Here is a 14610-nt window from a genome sequence, read left to right as displayed (position 1 = left end):
GCCGCGCTCAGCCTGCGGGGCTGCACCTGCCGAGTCCACGGCCGGCGGAACGAACTCGCGCTCGGCCCGCGGGCGCGCGATCACGGGACGGACGGGGTTGGCGTTGCGGTGCGCCAGGGTCTCGAGGCGTCCGTGGAAGTCGTCGCGCAGTCGCGGCAGCACGGGGGCGAACACCGTGGCAGCCACGAGCACGAGCGTCGCCAGCTGCCCCACCACGGCGACCCAGCCGATGAGCAGGACACCGGTCTCGACGGTGGCGGCGACCTGCTGCCACAGCACCTGAGCCCAGGAGACGGCGGCGACCGCGGCCGCGACGGAGGCGAACTGGTCGATTCCCAGCGATCCCACACGGCGGATCCCGTCGGGCGAGAAGCGGCGCAGCACGACCAGGAAGACGGCCGCCGTCGGCACCCCCATCATCAGGATCCAATGGATGCCCGACGTCCACACAGTGTTGCCGATCGGTCCGACCGGGAAGAACGAGGCGACGAAGCCGACCAGCCAGGCGCCGATGATGATGAGCTCACGCAACGTGAACCCGAGGATGCCGTACTCGGGCTGGACCTGGTCTTCGTAGAGCACTCCGTCGTCGTCCGGGTCGATCTCGTCGGAGTCGATGCCCGCCTCGGCGCGCGCATCCGCGCGCAGACGGGACTCGTCCGCTGAGGCGTCGTCGTGGGCGCTGCTGGGCCTGTCGAAGCTCATCGAGGGTCCTTTCGTTCGTGGGGTGGCCACGCGAGTCATGATCCTACTCACCGCACCCTGGAGTTCGATGCGTCGTGTCGAGCCGGCGCGCTCAGCCCAGGCAGGCGGGGCCCAGCAGCGACTTCAGGTCGCCGAACAGATCGGCGGACACCTTCACCGGCATCGGCACTTCGAACACCTTCGCGGCGCTGCCACGGTGCACGCGCAGCAGCACCTCGGTGTCGCCGGCGTGGCGGCGCAGCACGTCGGCCAGGTCGGTCATGACCCGCTCAGTCGCCCGCTGCTCGGCGACCAGCAGCGAGAGCGGGCCTGCGGCGTCGAACGATCCGACGTCGGGGGCGAACGCCGACTGCGCGTGCAGGTTGAGCCCGTCATCGCGACGGGAGACGCGTCCGCGCACGGCGAGGATGGCATCCTGCTGCAGGGTGTGCTGGAACTCGGTGTACGTCTTGCCCATGAACATGATCGTCACCTCGCCGTTGAAGTCCTCGACGGTGATCATGCCGTACGGGTTGCCGCTGGCCTTCGCCACCCGATGCTGCACACTGGTCACGAGCCCGGCCACGGTGACCTGGTCGCCGTCCTGCAGATCCTCCGAGGTGAGCAGGTCGCTGATCGAGATCGAGGCGTGCTTGGCGAGCGGCACCTCGAGCCCCGCGAGCGGGTGGTCGGAGACATACAGCCCGAGCATCTCGCGCTCGAACGCCAGCTTGTCCTTCTTGATCCACTCGGGACGGTCGGGCACCTTCGCCGGCGCCTCCTCCATGCCGTCGTAGAGGCTGTCGAAGTCGAAGCCGATCGCGCCCTGCGCCTCGTTCCGTTTGCGGTCGACGGCGGCTTCGACGGCGTCCTCGTGGATCTCCATCAGCGCACGTCGGGTGTCGCCCATCGAGTCGAACGCGCCGGCCTTGATCAGGGACTCGACAGTGCGCTTGTTCGAGACGTGCAGCGGCACCTTGCCGAGGAAGTCGTGGAACGAGGTGAACGGGCCGTCGCCGCGGGAGGCGACGATCCCGTCGACGACGTTGCTGCCGACGTTGCGCACCGCGCCGAGGCCGAAGCGGATGTCTTCGCCGACGGCGGCGAAGAAGTTGATCGACTCGGACACGTCCGGCGGCATCACACGGATGCCCATGCGGCGGCACTCGTTGAGGTAGAGCGCCATCTTGTCCTTGGAGTCGCCCACACTCGTGAGCAGGGCCGCCATGTACTCGGCCGGGTATTTCGCCTTGAGATAGGCGGTCCAGTACGAGACCAGACCGTATGCCGCGGAGTGCGCTTTGTTGAACGCGTAGTCCGAGAACGGCAGCAGGATGTCCCACAGCGCCTTCACCGCGCCCTCGCCGTAGCCGCGTTCCTTCATCCCGCCCGAGAAGCCCTCGTACTGCTTGTCGAGTTCGGACTTCTTCTTCTTGCCCATCGCGCGACGCAGGATGTCGGCCTGGCCGAGGCTGAACCCGGCCACCTTCTGCGCGATGGCCATGACCTGCTCCTGATAGATGATCAGACCATAGGACTCCTGCAGGATGTCGGCCAGGGGCTCTTCCAGCTCGGGATGGATGGGCGTGATCTCCTGCAGGCCGTTCTTGCGCAGGGCGTAGTTGGTGTGCGAGTTCGCCCCCATCGGTCCCGGGCGGTACAGGGCGATGAGCGCCGAGATGTCGCCGAAGTTGTCGGGCTTCATCAGCCGCATCAGCGAACGCAGCGGCGGGCTGTCGAGCTGGAAGACGCCGAGCGTGTCGCCGCGGGCCAGCAGGTCGTAGACGGCGCGGTCCTCGAGGCCGAGATGCTCGAGATCGACCTCCTCCCCCCTGTTCATCCGGATGTTGTCGAGCGCGTCCGAGATGATCGTGAGGTTGCGCAGGCCCAGGAAGTCCATCTTGATCAGACCCAGCGCCTCGCACGACGGGTAGTCGAACTGCGTGACGATCTGGCCGTCCTGCTCGCGCTTCATGATCGGGATGATGTCGAGCAGCGGATCCGACGACATGATCACGCCTGCCGCGTGCACGCCCCACTGCCGCTTCAGCCCCTCGAGCCCCAGCGCGCGGTCGAAGACGCGCTTGGCATCCGTGTCGGTGTCGATCAGCGCCCGGAACTCGCTCGCCTCCTTGTAGCGCGGGTGCGCGCTGTCGTACATGCCGCTGAGCGGCATGTCCTTGCCCATCACAGCCGGCGGCATGGCCTTGGTGAGACGATCGCCCATGCTGAACGGGTAGCCGAGCACGCGGCCCGCGTCTTTCAGGGCCTGCTTGGACTTGATCGTGCCGTAGGTGACGATCTGCGCGACGCGCTCGGAGCCGTACTTCTCGGTCACGTACTCGATCACCTCGCCGCGGCGGCGGTCGTCGAAGTCGACGTCGAAGTCGGGCATCGAGACGCGGTCGGGGTTGAGGAAGCGCTCGAAGATGAGGCCGTGCTCGAGCGGATCGAGGTCGGTGATCTTCATCGCGTATGCGACCATCGAGCCGGCGCCCGAACCGCGGCCGGGTCCGACCCGGATGCCGTGGTCCTTGGCCCAGTTGATGAAGTCGGCGACGACGAGGAAGTAGCCCGGGAAGCCCATCTGCAGGATGATGCCGGTCTCGTACTCGGCCTGCTTGCGCACCTTGTCGGGAATGCCGTTCGGGTACCGGTAGTGCAGTCCCTTCTCGACCTCCTTGACCAGCCAGCTGTCTTCGGTCTCGCCGTCCGGCACCGGGAACCGCGGCATGTAGTTCGCCTTGGTGTCGAACTCGACCTGGCAGCGCTCGGCGATCAGCAGCGTGTTGTCGCACGCCTCGGGGTGGTCGAGGAACAGCTGCCGCATCTCCTGCGCCGTCTTGATGTAGTAGCCGTCGCCGTCGAACTTGAACCGGTTGGGGTCGTCCATCGTCGAACCGGACTGCACGCAGAGCAGCGCCTCGTGCGCGTCGGCCTCGTGCTGGTGGGTGTAGTGCGAGTCGTTGGTCGCGACGAGCGGGATGTTCAGGTCTTTCGACAGCCGCAGCAGATCGCTGATCACCCGCCGCTCGATGGAGAGGCCGTGGTCCATGATCTCGGCGAAGTAGTTCTCTTTGCCGAAGATGTCCTGGAACTCGGCCGCCGCCGCACGCGCCGCGTCGTACTGGCCGAGCCGGAGCCTGGTCTGGATCTCTCCCGACGGGCATCCCGTGGTGGCGATCAGGCCCTTGCCGTACGTCTGCAGCAGCTCGCGGTCCATGCGCGGCTTGAAGTAGTACCCCTCGATGCTCGAGAGCGAGCTCAGCCGGAACAGGTTGTGCATGCCGGCGGTGGTCTCGCTCCACAGCGTCGTGTGCGTGTACGCGCCGGATCCCGAGACGTCGTCGCTCTTCTGATCCGCGGTTCCCCAGGCCACCCGCGACTTGTCGCTGCGGTGCGTTCCCGGGGTGACGTACGCCTCGAGGCCGATGATCGGCTTGACTCCCGCGGCGTTCGCGGCGTTGTAGAACTCGAACGCCGCGAAGGTGTTCCCGTGGTCGGTGACGGCGATCGCCGGCATCCCGTAATCGGCCGCCGCCTGCGTCATCGAGGTGATCTTCGCCGCACCGTCCAGCATGGAGTACTCGCTGTGGACATGCAGGTGCACGAAGGAATCGGAGGCCATGCATCGAGTCTACGAGGCCCCTCGGACAACCCGGCCGAGGCACGGTGCGCGCTGCCTCGACCGAGTCACCCCCTCACGGCAGCTGAACCGATGCGGGGATCTCGTCGACGATCGTCACGAAGACCCTGCTCGACCAGAGCTCATCCTCGAGAGCGCCGCGTCCCACGATGATTCCCTGGGACGTGTCCACGTCGACCGTCTGCATCCACGCGCTCTCGCCGCCCTCCGGAAAGGCGATCGTCGTGATGTCGCCTTCGACGCGTTCCACACGTGCGCCCTCGACCTGCGCGAGCGCCTGGAACATCGCTGCTCGCAGATCCGCCGGCGCGAGGTTGAACTCGATGGGCTCCCCCAGTCGCGGTGGAGCGCATGTCGACCGTGGTGCGTCCTGGTTCGCCTCGAGCCACCGCACGAGTCGCTGAGGCTCTCTGGGCATGACGTCGTAGTAGCACTCCAGGGCGTTCCGGTGGAACATGTCGTCCGGCTCGACGGCATCCGGTTCGCTGTACAGCCCGGCCGGATAGATCTGCACGCCGAGACCGTCCGGCTCGAGTGCCGCCCGGGTGGCATCGGTCACGTCCGGACCGGATGCACTGAGCACCTCCTTGGACTCGGCATAGTCCTCGACCCAGTCCTGCGATCGGTCCTGTGGCACGTACAGCGACCGGGAGATCTGCAGGGTCAGGCTCGTCGCCTGCTCCGTGCTGTCCAGGACTCCGCCATCCGGCTCGTCCGGATCCGCTCTCCAGCCCAGCGTCTGCGTGGACACCTCCTGGATGCGGATGTACTGCCCGGGGGCGGGATCCAGCGCGGTCGTCGTGAGCGTCGTGCGAGCGGCTCCTCGCAGCACCTCGGCGGCAGACGCGCTCGGCGCGGTCGACGGTGCCAGCACCGACCCCACGACGATCGCCGTGACCGCTGTTCCCGCCACCACCCCGCCGATCCCGACCCCCGCCCAGCGGGGGATCCGCCGCCGTTCGCGTGTGCGGCGCCTCACCTCGCGCATCAGTGCCGCCCTCGCCACCGTGACGGTGCGGTCGCCGAGGGACGCCTGCTCGGCGCCCAAGTCACGCACCTGCTCCATAAGCGACATCGCTCTCCTCCTTCGCCATCCAGGTCAATCGGGCCGCGGAATGCGAACCCGGAGGTGCGAGCTTGCGACGCACGCGATTGAGGCGCGACCGGACGGTGCCCACCGGCACGCCGAGCGCGATCTGCTCGTACGTCAGATCGCCCCAGGCGTACAGCAGCAGCGTGTCGCGGTCACGTGCCGAGAGCGCCGCGATGCGAGGCGCGAGCGCGCGCACCGCGGAATCCGCATCCATCCGGTCGTCGATCCCGATGTGATCGCCGGTAGCGAGGGATGCCGCCCCCGCAGCCGCTGAGAACGACCGCCACTGCTTGGCCTCGTCGGCCCGATGGTGCTTCACGATCCGTGTCGCGATGCCCAGCAGCCAGGGAAGGGCCGACCCGACGCTCCGATCGAACGACCCACGACGCCGGAATGCGACGAGGAACGTCTCGCTCAGCGCGTCGTCGACGGCATCCGCTCCCACCCGACGGCGGATGTAGCTGCCCACCGGCCGGACGTGCCGCTCGAAGATGCCGGAGAAGGCCTCCGGCTCCTCGAGCGATCGCTGGATGATCTCGTTGTCTGTGCTCACACCGGGTATTGCCTCCGTACGCGCGGACGGTTCACGACATCTTCGCACCGCCCTCGATACGCTGAATGCCATGGCCACTCCCGAGTTCGTCCTCGCTCTGCGCAAGCACATCGGCACCGCACCGCTTTCTCTGGTCGGCGCCACGGCGATCGTCTTCCGTGATGAGAAGGTGCTGCTGGGCAAGCGCGCCGACAACGGGTCGTGGCAGGCGATCTCGGGGATCGTCGAGCCGGGCGAGGAGCCGGCGGATGCCGCGGCGCGCGAGTGCCTCGAGGAGGCGGGCGTCGTCGTCTCGGTCGACCGGCTCGCGCTGGTGCAGCAGATGCCGCGGATCACCTACGACAACGGCGACCAGGTCGACTATCTCGACCTCGTCTTCCGCTGCAGCTGGGTGTCGGGCGACCCGCATCCTGCCGACGGGGAGCTGACCGAGGTGGGGTTCTACGACCTCGCTGCCATGGGCGACGTCGACGATGCGCATCTGCGCAAGATCGCTCTGGCGATGGCGGAGGACGACCCGGCGACCTTCCGCGGCGGCCGCGTCAGGCGCTGAGGTCGAGTCGGTTCATTCCCAGTCGCGTCCCGGGTCCAGCACGTCGAGGGCGTGCCGGAAGTCCGCAGGGTACGGCGACCCGAACTGCACCCACTGTCCGGTCGCCGGATGCGTGAACGCGAGCTGATGCGCATGCAGCCACTGCCTGGTGAGGCCCAGTCTCGCCGACAGGGTCGGGTCGGCGCCGTAGAGCGGATCGCCGACGCAGGGGTGCCGATGCGCGGCCATGTGCACGCGGATCTGATGCGTGCGACCGGTCTCGAGATGGATCTCGAGCAGAGAAGCCCCGGGAAAGGCCTCGAGCGTCTCGTAGTGGGTCACCGACGGCTTGCCGTCGGGTACGACGGCGAACTTCCAGCTGTGGTTCGGGTGGCGGCCGATCGGTGCGTCGATGGTGCCCGCGAGGGGATCCGGATGCCCCTGCACGACCGCGTGGTAGATCTTCTCGACTGTGCGCTCCTTGAACGCGCGCTTGAGCGCGGAGTACGCGCTCTCGGTCTTCGCCACGACCATGAGACCGCTGGTGCCGACATCCAGGCGGTGCACGACGCCCTGCCGTTCGGGCGCTCCGCTGGTCGCGACTCGGAAGCCCGCGGCTGCGAGAGCGCCGACGACGGTCGGCCCTTCCCAGCCGAGCGACGGATGGGCGGCGACACCGGTCGGCTTGTCGACCACGACGATGTCGTCGTCGTCGTGGACGATCCCGAGCTCGGGCACAGCGATCGGCTCGATCCTCGGCTCCTCCTTCGGTGCCCAGCTCACGTCGAGCCAGCCGCCGGCGCGCAGGCGGTCGGACTTTCCGAGCGCGGCACCGTCGAGAGTGACACCGCCCGCTTCGGCGACCTCGGCGGCGAAGGTGCGCGAGAAGCCGAGCATCTTCGCCAGCGCCGCGTCGACGCGCTGGCCGTCGAGCCCGTCGGGGACGGGAAGGCTGCGGGACTGCACGATCAGATCCCCGCGGACGCAGGCGCGTCCTCGGCGCCGTCCGCTGTCGCGTCATCCGCGCTCTGCGCGTGATCCCGCTCTCGCGTCCCGTCGAGTCGCAGACCGAACACGACCAGCAGAGCGACCGAGATCATGCCGGAGACGATGAAGATGTCGGCGACGTTGAAGATCGCGGGCATCATCCAGGGCATCGAGATCATGTCGACGACATGGCCGACGGCGAACCCGGGTTCGCGCAGCAGGCGGTCCGTGAGGTTGCCGAGCACCCCGCCGAGCAGCAGACCGAGAACGGTCGCCCAGAGCCGCGAGCGCACTTCGAGGGTCTTCCAGACGACGATCCCGACCACCACGGCCATGGCGATCGTGAAGATCCACGTCATGCTCGAGCCGATCGAGAACGCGGCGCCGGAATTGCGGACGTAGTAGAGCTGCAGGAACTCGCCCAGCACCGGCACGGCCTCGTGCTTGGGCAGGTTCTCGATGGTGAGGTGCTTCACAAACTGATCGGCGGCCAGCACGATCGCCGCAAGAGAAGCGACGATGGTGCCGGCCGCCGACCGACGAAGGGGACGACGTCCTGCCAAGAGTGACCTACAGGCCGATGGCGGAGACGGGGGTCGAGTCCGTCGAAGACTTCTGGTCGAGGTCGCGCAGCTGACCCTCGATCATCGCGCGGAGCTTGCCACGGTAGTCGCGCTCGAACTCGCGGAGCTCGGTGATGCGACCCTCGAGCATGTTGCGCTCGCGCTCGAGTCGTGCCGACTCCTCGCGCTGCTTCGCCTCGGCCTCGGTGCGGATGCGGGCGACCTCGCTCTCGGCCTCCTCGATGAGCTGCTTGCGCTTGGCCTCACCCTCGGCGACGTGCTCGTCGTGCAGACGCTGTGCAAGCTCGATGATGCCGGCGGAGGTGCCGGTGGGCGAGCCCTCGACGGCCGCAGCGGGCGCCGGCGTCGGCGCGGCGACGGGAGCCGGAGCGTTCTCGCCGGACTCGAACGCCGCGAGCCTGGCCTTCAGCTCGTTGTTCTCCTCGATGGTCTTGCGCCATTCAACGACGATCTCGTCGAGGTAGTCGTCGACCTCTTCGGGGTCGAAGCCGTCCTTGAATCGGACGTGCTGGAACTCCTTGTGGACGACGTCATCCGGGGTAAGTGCCATGGGTGGCTCCTCTTTCGATGAGTTCGGTTGCCAGTCGCTGAGAGCCGGCGATGTGGTTCATTAGACGCGTACCCGGGGCGCGCGTCTGGGAGCCAAGCATAGTCCCCCAGACTGAGCGACGCGATGCACGCCTGCTCAGATGCTCAGGTGAGAGCGCGGATGACCGCCATCAGGATGAACACGCTGAGCATGGTCAGCATGAACCCGAAATCGAGCGCGATGGTGCCGATGCGCAGCGGCGGGACCAGCCTGCGGAAGAAGCGGATCGGCGGGTCGGTGACGGTGTAGACGATCTCGGCGACGACCAGGCCTGCACCTCTCGGCCGCCAGGACCGGTTGAACATCGGGATGTACTCGAGCACGAGTCTCGCGATGAGCACGAGCACGTACAGCGTCAGCACCAGTTCGGCGATGCCGCCGATGATGCTGAGGATCGCTCCCACGGGTCAGGAGTCGAACGAGGCGGAATCCGCCTGCGCCAGGCCACCCTGCCCGGACACCGCGATGTTCTCGGGCGAGAGCAGGAAGACCTTGCTGGTGACTCGCTCGATGCGGCCGTACAGCCCCAGCGAGAGCCCGCTGGCGAAGTCGATGAGACGGCGCGCATCGGCGTCACTCATCTGCGACAGGTTGATGATCACCGGCACGCCCTCGCGGAAGTTCTCGGCGATGATCTGAGCGTCGCGGTACTGCTTGGGGTGCACGGTGAGGATCTCGTTGACCGCGCCCGCCGCCGGCTGACGCACAGCCGTCGGACGACGCAGCGGCGTGACGGGCGCGGGTGCGGCCTCATCTCGCTCGGGCGTCTCGTGCTTGTCACGGGAGGCTCGAGCCGGCGTCTGCGCGACTTCCTCCTCGTAGACCTCTTCCTCGTCGGCGAGGCCGAGATACACCATGGTCTTCTTCAGCGGGTTACCCATCGTGTCCTCCGGTTCGAACGTTCGGGCTGGTCTGGTTGAAAGGCTAACCCCGGTCGGGGCGCGGTCCTGTGATTGCGGAACCGATCCGCAGGTGTGTCGCGCCTGCGTCGATCGCCGCTTCGAAATCTCCGGTCATCCCGGCTGAGATCCAGCCGGCTCCTGGCGAGAGCGCACGGATGCGATCGGCGACGTCGCGCAGCCGGGCGAAGGCGCGCGACGGCTCCTCGTCGAGAGGAGCGACCGCCATGATCCCCCGAAGCCGAAGCGACGGGAGCGTGAGCACGTGCTCGGCCAGCGCTTCGGCGTCGCCGAGCGCACTGCCGCCCCGTCCTGCATCGAGGGTGAGGTTGACCTGCACGAGCACGTCCAGCGGGTCGCCCTCGGCATCCGCCCGGTGCAGTGCGTCGGCGAGCTTCACCCGGTCGACGGAGTGCACCACGTCGGCGTCCCGGCGGATGGCGGAGGCCTTGTTCGTCTGAGCCTGGCCGATGAAGTGCCAGCGTACGTCCAGCCCGTCGAGGGCGGCGCGCTTGGCCGTCATCTCCTGCTGCCGGTTCTCGCCGACATCCGTCACACCGAGCTCGTGCAACTCGCGCACCAGGGAGGCGGGGTGGAACTTCGTCACCACGATCCGGGTGATCTCACCCGGATCCCGGCCCGCCCGGCGCGCGGCGTCGGCGATGCGCTCGTCTATCGCCGACAGCCGCGCGCGGAGCGTCACTTCAGGAACTCGGGGATGTCGATGTCGTCGTCCGAGAACGCCGGCTCGATGCTCGATGCCACCGGGGCGGGCGTCACGGCCGGCCTGACCGGCTCCGGACGCTCCTCGGCGACCCTCTCGTCCAGGCGCACCTCGGGCAGCGGGTCGGCGGCCGGACGCTCGATCACCATCGGCTCCAGCCGCGGGGCGGGCTGGCCCCCGTCGAAGCCGGCGGCGATCACCGTGACGCGCACCTCGTCGCCGAGGGTGTCGTCGATGACCGTTCCGAAGATGATGTTCGCCTCCGGGTGCGCTGCCTCCTTGACGAGGTCGGCGGCATCGTGGATCTCGAAGATGCCGAGGTTCGATCCACCCTGGATCGACAGCAGCACGCCGTGGGCGCCTTCGATGGATGCCTCGAGCAGAGGCGACTCGACCGCCAGTTCGGCGGCCTTGATGGCGCGGTCGGCCCCGCGCGCCGAGCCGATGCCCATGAGAGCGGAACCGGCCCCCTGCATGACCGACTTCACGTCGGCGAAGTCGAGGTTGATGAGCCCGGGGGTGGTGATGAGGTCGGTGATGCCCTGCACACCGGCGAGGAGCACCTGGTCGGCGGTGGCGAAGGCCTCGATCATCGAGATGCCGCGATCGCTGATCTCGAGGAGTCGGTCGTTCGGCACCACGATGAGCGTGTCGACCTCTTCCTTCAGCTTGGCGACCCCGGCCTCGGCCTGGCTCTGGCGGCGACGACCCTCGAACGAGAACGGCTTGGTCACGACGCCGATGGTCAGCGCGCCGATCGACTTCGCGATCCGCGCGACGACGGGTGCACCGCCCGTGCCTGTGCCGCCACCCTCTCCGGCGGTCACGAAGACCATGTCGGCTCCGGTGAGCGCCTGCTCGATCTCCTCGGCGTGGTCCTCGGCGGCCCGGCGACCCACCTCGGGATCGGCTCCTGCGCCGAGACCACGAGTGAGCTCGCGACCCACGTCGAGCTTGACGTCGGCGTCGCTCATCAGCAGCGCCTGTGCGTCGGTGTTGACAGCGATGAACTCGACTCCGCGGAGTCCGAGTTCGATCATGCGGTTGACGGCGTTGACGCCGCCACCGCCGACGCCGACGACCTTGATCACGGCGAGGTAGTTCTGGTTCTGGCTCATGGCCGGCCTCCGTTATTCGAGCCTGACGAGGGATAAACCTTAAACCTCAACGAGAGGGTTAAACTGTTTCCCGGTATTGCGTTCTCGTCAATGACGCTATGCGCAACATCGGCGTGTGCCCGCACCGACACGGCGTGTCGCCGCGATCTGCTCTCAACCCACGACCGGAACGGTCGGAGACGACACATCGAAGGTGCTCGACTGGGGCGCGGCCGCGATCAGGCGCACCAGCACCGCGGCCTTGCGCGCCGAATCCCGCTCGCTCCCCCACACCACGGTCTTGCCGTCGGCCAGGCTGAGCGTCACGTCATCGCCCGACGTCGCACGCACCTCGGTGACCGTCGCCCGCAGGTCTGCGGGCAGCGACCTCATCACCAGGCCGGCGCTGCGGAAGGCGGCCGAGCCGAGGCCGCCGGTGATATCGAGCTCGGGCGTGCTCTCGGGCCTCTCCTGGCTCGACGAGAGCACCACGCCCGCGGCGTCGACCACCGAGTAGGCGTCGCCGTCGCGGATCGCGCCCACCGGCGTGCGCTCCACGATGCGCACGAGCAGCTCGCGGGGCGGTCGGATCTCGAGAGCGTAGGACTCGATGATCGGAAACTCCGCCAGTGCCGACTTGACGCGATCGGCATCGACCAGGGCCAGCGGCCGGCCGATCTGCTCGCCCAGCGCCTGCTGCACGACGGCCGCGTCGATGCTCGTCGCCCCCGCCACGGTGATCTTCTCCACGGCGAACAGCGGACTGTATGCGGCGATCACGCTGCCGAGCACGAGGGCGACGAGAGCGCCGGCCGTGCCCCACACGGCGAATCGTCGCCGTCGGGAACGCTGGGTGAAGCGTCGGATCTCGGCGCGCAGCGCCTTCCGGCGGGCGCGTGCGGCACGCCAGACCTCGCTGCTGCGCACGGCGGATGGCGCGGCATCCCGGTCCTCCTCCGCGATCACCGCGGTCGCGGAGTGTCCGCCGGCCTCGGAGCTGCCGTCGGAACCCGGATCGGCGTCATCCGGATTCTCGACGTCCGCGACGTCGGCATCCGCTGTTCCGGACTCCCACCCGCGGGCATCCCGCTCCCCCGCGCCGCCGAAGGGCAGCAGAGAGCGCCTGCGAGGTGCGGGCGATGCGACGTCGGGATCATCGCCCGGAGTCGGCTCCTCGGGCGATGCGGGAAGCGGTGCCGGGCGCCGCATGTCAGTCCTCAGTGGGGCGGCGCAGCGCGTCGAGCACCTGCGGGATGATCTGGTAGACGTTTCCGCAGCCCAGCGTCACCACGCAGTCGCCGTCGCGGGCGATGCGGGCCGTGTAGTCGGCCGCCTCCTGCCAGTCGGGCACATAGTGCACGTTCGCCTGGTCGGCGAACGCGCCGCTGACCAGCTCTCCCGTGACACCGGGCACCGGGTCCTCGCGCGCGCCGTAGACGTCGAGCATCACCGTGTGATCGGCGAGTTCCTCGAGCACCGCGGCGAACTCCCGGAACATGTGCTGAGTGCGCGAGTACGTGTGCGGCTGCTGGATCGCGATGAGGCGGCCGGATCCGGCGACCCCGCGCATCGCCTCGAGGGCGGCGCGCACCTCGGTCGGGTGGTGCGCGTAGTCGTCGTACACCTGCACGCCGCGGGCTTGACCGTGCAGCTCGAGCCGGCGCACGGTTCCCGCGAAGCCCTCCACCGCGCGGACCGCCTCGGTCAGACCGTGGCCGAGCGTGAGCAGCACGGCGACGATGCCGGCGGCATTGATCGCGTTGTGCGCGCCGGGCACGGCCAGCCGCATCCGCTCCGATTCTCCCGCGTGCACCAGGGTCGCGGCCACACCCCCGGTCGTGACGATGTCGTCGATGCGCAGATCCGCGTCGGCCGCGTGCCCGAACGTGACGACCCTGCGGTGACCGAGGCCCGCCCGCACGCGCTGCGCTCCGGGATCGTCGCTCGAGATCACCACGGCCTCGCGTGCCCGGTCTGCGAAGCGGACGAAGGCGTCGTAGAAGGCCTGCTCCGAACCGAAGAAGTCGAGGTGGTCGGGGTCGACGTTGGTGATCACCGCGATCGACGTGTCGTACAGCAGGAAGGTGCCGTCGGACTCGTCGGCCTCGATCACGAACAGCTCGTCGGCTCCGGTGCCGCTCGAGACGCCGAGCTGCTCGATCACGCCGCCGTTGACGAAGCTCGGATCGGCTCCGAGCGCGTGCAGGGCGGTGACGAGCATGCCGGTCGAGCTGGTCTTGCCGTGCGCGCCGGCGACGGAGACGAGGCGACGGCCCCCGATCAGCCAGTGCAGCGCCTGCGAGCGGTGGATCACATGCAGTCCGCGATGCTTCGCTGTGACGAACTCGGGGTTCTCGGGCCAGATCGCGCCGGTGTGGATCACCGTGTCGGCGTCGCCGAGGTGAGCGGCGTCATGCCCCACGTGCACGGTCGCCCCCGCGGCCGCGAGGGAACGCAGGCCTGCGCTGTCGGCCCGATCGGAGCCGGAGACGCGGATGCCCGCGTCGAGGAACATCTTCGCGAGCCCGCTCATGCCGGATCCGCCGATGCCGATGAAGTGCGCGGAGGTGATGGTCTCGGGGATCGGAAGGGAGAGGTCGGGTCTGATCATGTCGCTCCCAGTCTACTTTTCGGCGAGTGCGCGATCGATCAGCGCGATGAGATCCTCGGCCCCGGTGCGCGAGCCGATGCGCTCGGCTGCGGCCGCCATGGCGTCGATGCGGGCGCGGTCGCCGAGCAGCGGGACGATCTTCTCGCGCACGACGTCGCCGTCGAAGGTCGCGTCGTCGAGCAGAACGGCGGCTCCCGCCTCGACGGCGGAGGCCGCGTTGAGCCGCTGCTCGCCGTTGCCGACCGCATACGGCACGTACACGGCGGGGATGCCGAGGGCGCTGACCTCGCTGACCGTGGCCGAGCCCGAGCGGGAGACGATCAGGTCGGCCAGCGCGAAAGCGAGGTCCATGCGGTCGATGTACCGGCGCATCGCGTAGCCCGCCACGCCCGGGTCGACCAGGTCGCTGCGCTCACCGGTGGCGTGCAGCAGCTGCCAGCCCGCGGCGAGCACGTCGGCCCACGAGCCGGCGATCGCCTCGTTGAGTCGCAGCGCCCCCAGCGATCCCCCGAAGACGAGCAGAACGGGGCGATCGGCTTCCAGACCGAAGTGCGCGGCCGCCTCGGCCCGCGTCGCCCGGCGGTCGAGCTCGACGATCTCACGGCGCAGGG

Annotated in this window: 14 protein-coding genes and 1 pseudogene; 1 reads left to right on the top strand and 14 read right to left on the bottom strand. The window is 68.6% G+C overall.

Annotated features, from left to right (window positions below):
* The 4 genes and pseudogenes from RT309_RS08770 to RT309_RS08755 form a co-directional block, all read right to left on the bottom strand.
* Positions 1–705: pseudogene (locus RT309_RS08770) on the bottom strand (hypothetical protein); the annotation flags it as partial.
* 91 nt (positions 706–796) lie between these two features.
* Positions 797–4312 carry a DNA polymerase III subunit alpha gene (gene dnaE / locus RT309_RS08765; protein ID WP_313356489.1) on the bottom strand — a complete coding sequence of 1172 codons (3516 nt, stop codon included), beginning with the start codon at positions 4310–4312 and terminating at the stop codon, positions 797–799.
* A 73-nt stretch (positions 4313–4385) separates the two neighbouring features.
* Positions 4386–5405 carry a hypothetical protein gene (locus tag RT309_RS08760; RefSeq protein WP_313356488.1) on the bottom strand — a complete coding sequence of 340 codons (1020 nt, stop codon included), beginning with the start codon at positions 5403–5405 and terminating at the stop codon, positions 4386–4388.
* Positions 5380–5976, bottom strand: a complete 597-nt coding sequence (locus tag RT309_RS08755) for a sigma-70 family RNA polymerase sigma factor (RefSeq protein WP_313356487.1) — start codon at positions 5974–5976, stop codon at positions 5380–5382. The genes RT309_RS08760 and RT309_RS08755 overlap by 26 nt, the downstream gene beginning before the upstream one ends.
* 70 nt (positions 5977–6046) lie before the next feature.
* Between RT309_RS08755 and RT309_RS08750 the strand changes: the two genes are divergently transcribed.
* Complete coding sequence (locus tag RT309_RS08750; RefSeq protein ID WP_313356486.1) at positions 6047–6529, top strand: NUDIX domain-containing protein; 483 nt, start codon at positions 6047–6049, stop codon at positions 6527–6529.
* A 12-nt stretch (positions 6530–6541) separates the two neighbouring features.
* On the opposite strand, the gene RT309_RS08745 is transcribed toward RT309_RS08750, so the two are convergent.
* The 10 genes from RT309_RS08745 to RT309_RS08700 form a co-directional block, all read right to left on the bottom strand.
* On the bottom strand, positions 6542–7474 hold the full coding sequence (locus tag RT309_RS08745; RefSeq protein ID WP_313356485.1) for an RluA family pseudouridine synthase: 933 nt from the start codon (positions 7472–7474) through the stop codon (positions 6542–6544).
* Between the two features lie 2 nt (positions 7475–7476).
* Positions 7477–7971 (bottom strand): signal peptidase II, encoded by a 495-nt coding sequence (gene lspA, locus RT309_RS08740; protein ID WP_396654438.1) that lies wholly within the window; start codon positions 7969–7971, stop codon positions 7477–7479.
* 94 nt (positions 7972–8065) lie between these two features.
* On the bottom strand, positions 8066–8629 hold the full coding sequence (locus RT309_RS08735; protein WP_313356484.1) for a DivIVA domain-containing protein: 564 nt from the start codon (positions 8627–8629) through the stop codon (positions 8066–8068).
* Positions 8630–8772: 143 nt separating this feature from the next.
* Positions 8773–9072 carry a YggT family protein gene (locus RT309_RS08730; protein ID WP_313356483.1) on the bottom strand — a complete coding sequence of 100 codons (300 nt, stop codon included), beginning with the start codon at positions 9070–9072 and terminating at the stop codon, positions 8773–8775.
* 3 nt (positions 9073–9075) lie between these two features.
* On the bottom strand, positions 9076–9549 hold the full coding sequence (locus RT309_RS08725) for a cell division protein SepF (protein WP_313356482.1): 474 nt from the start codon (positions 9547–9549) through the stop codon (positions 9076–9078).
* 43 nt (positions 9550–9592) lie between these two features.
* Entirely contained in the window at positions 9593–10270 is a 678-nt protein-coding gene (locus tag RT309_RS08720; protein ID WP_313356481.1) for a YggS family pyridoxal phosphate-dependent enzyme, read from the bottom strand.
* The gene (ftsZ, locus tag RT309_RS08715; RefSeq protein ID WP_313356480.1) at positions 10267–11409 is read right to left on the bottom strand and encodes a cell division protein FtsZ; all 1143 of its coding nucleotides are present in this window, start codon (positions 11407–11409) and stop codon (positions 10267–10269) included. Before ftsZ ends, RT309_RS08720 begins: the two co-directional genes overlap by 4 nt.
* 153 nt (positions 11410–11562) lie before the next feature.
* The gene (locus tag RT309_RS08710; protein ID WP_313356479.1) at positions 11563–12597 is read right to left on the bottom strand and encodes an FtsQ-type POTRA domain-containing protein; all 1035 of its coding nucleotides are present in this window, start codon (positions 12595–12597) and stop codon (positions 11563–11565) included.
* 1 nt (position 12598) lies between these two features.
* Positions 12599–13999, bottom strand: coding sequence for a UDP-N-acetylmuramate--L-alanine ligase (gene murC, locus RT309_RS08705; RefSeq protein WP_313356478.1), 1401 nt, complete (start codon positions 13997–13999; stop codon positions 12599–12601).
* A 12-nt stretch (positions 14000–14011) separates the two neighbouring features.
* Positions 14012–14610: glycosyltransferase (locus RT309_RS08700; RefSeq protein WP_313356477.1), on the bottom strand; the 599-nt coding region annotated here is incomplete at its 5' end.

This window comes from Microbacterium sp. (assembly GCF_032084865.1).
In the GTDB taxonomy this organism is placed as follows: Bacteria; Actinomycetota; Actinomycetes; order Actinomycetales; family Microbacteriaceae; genus Microbacterium.
Note: the sequence above shows the minus strand (reverse complement) of the source record. Positions and strands in the feature narration are given on the sequence as shown.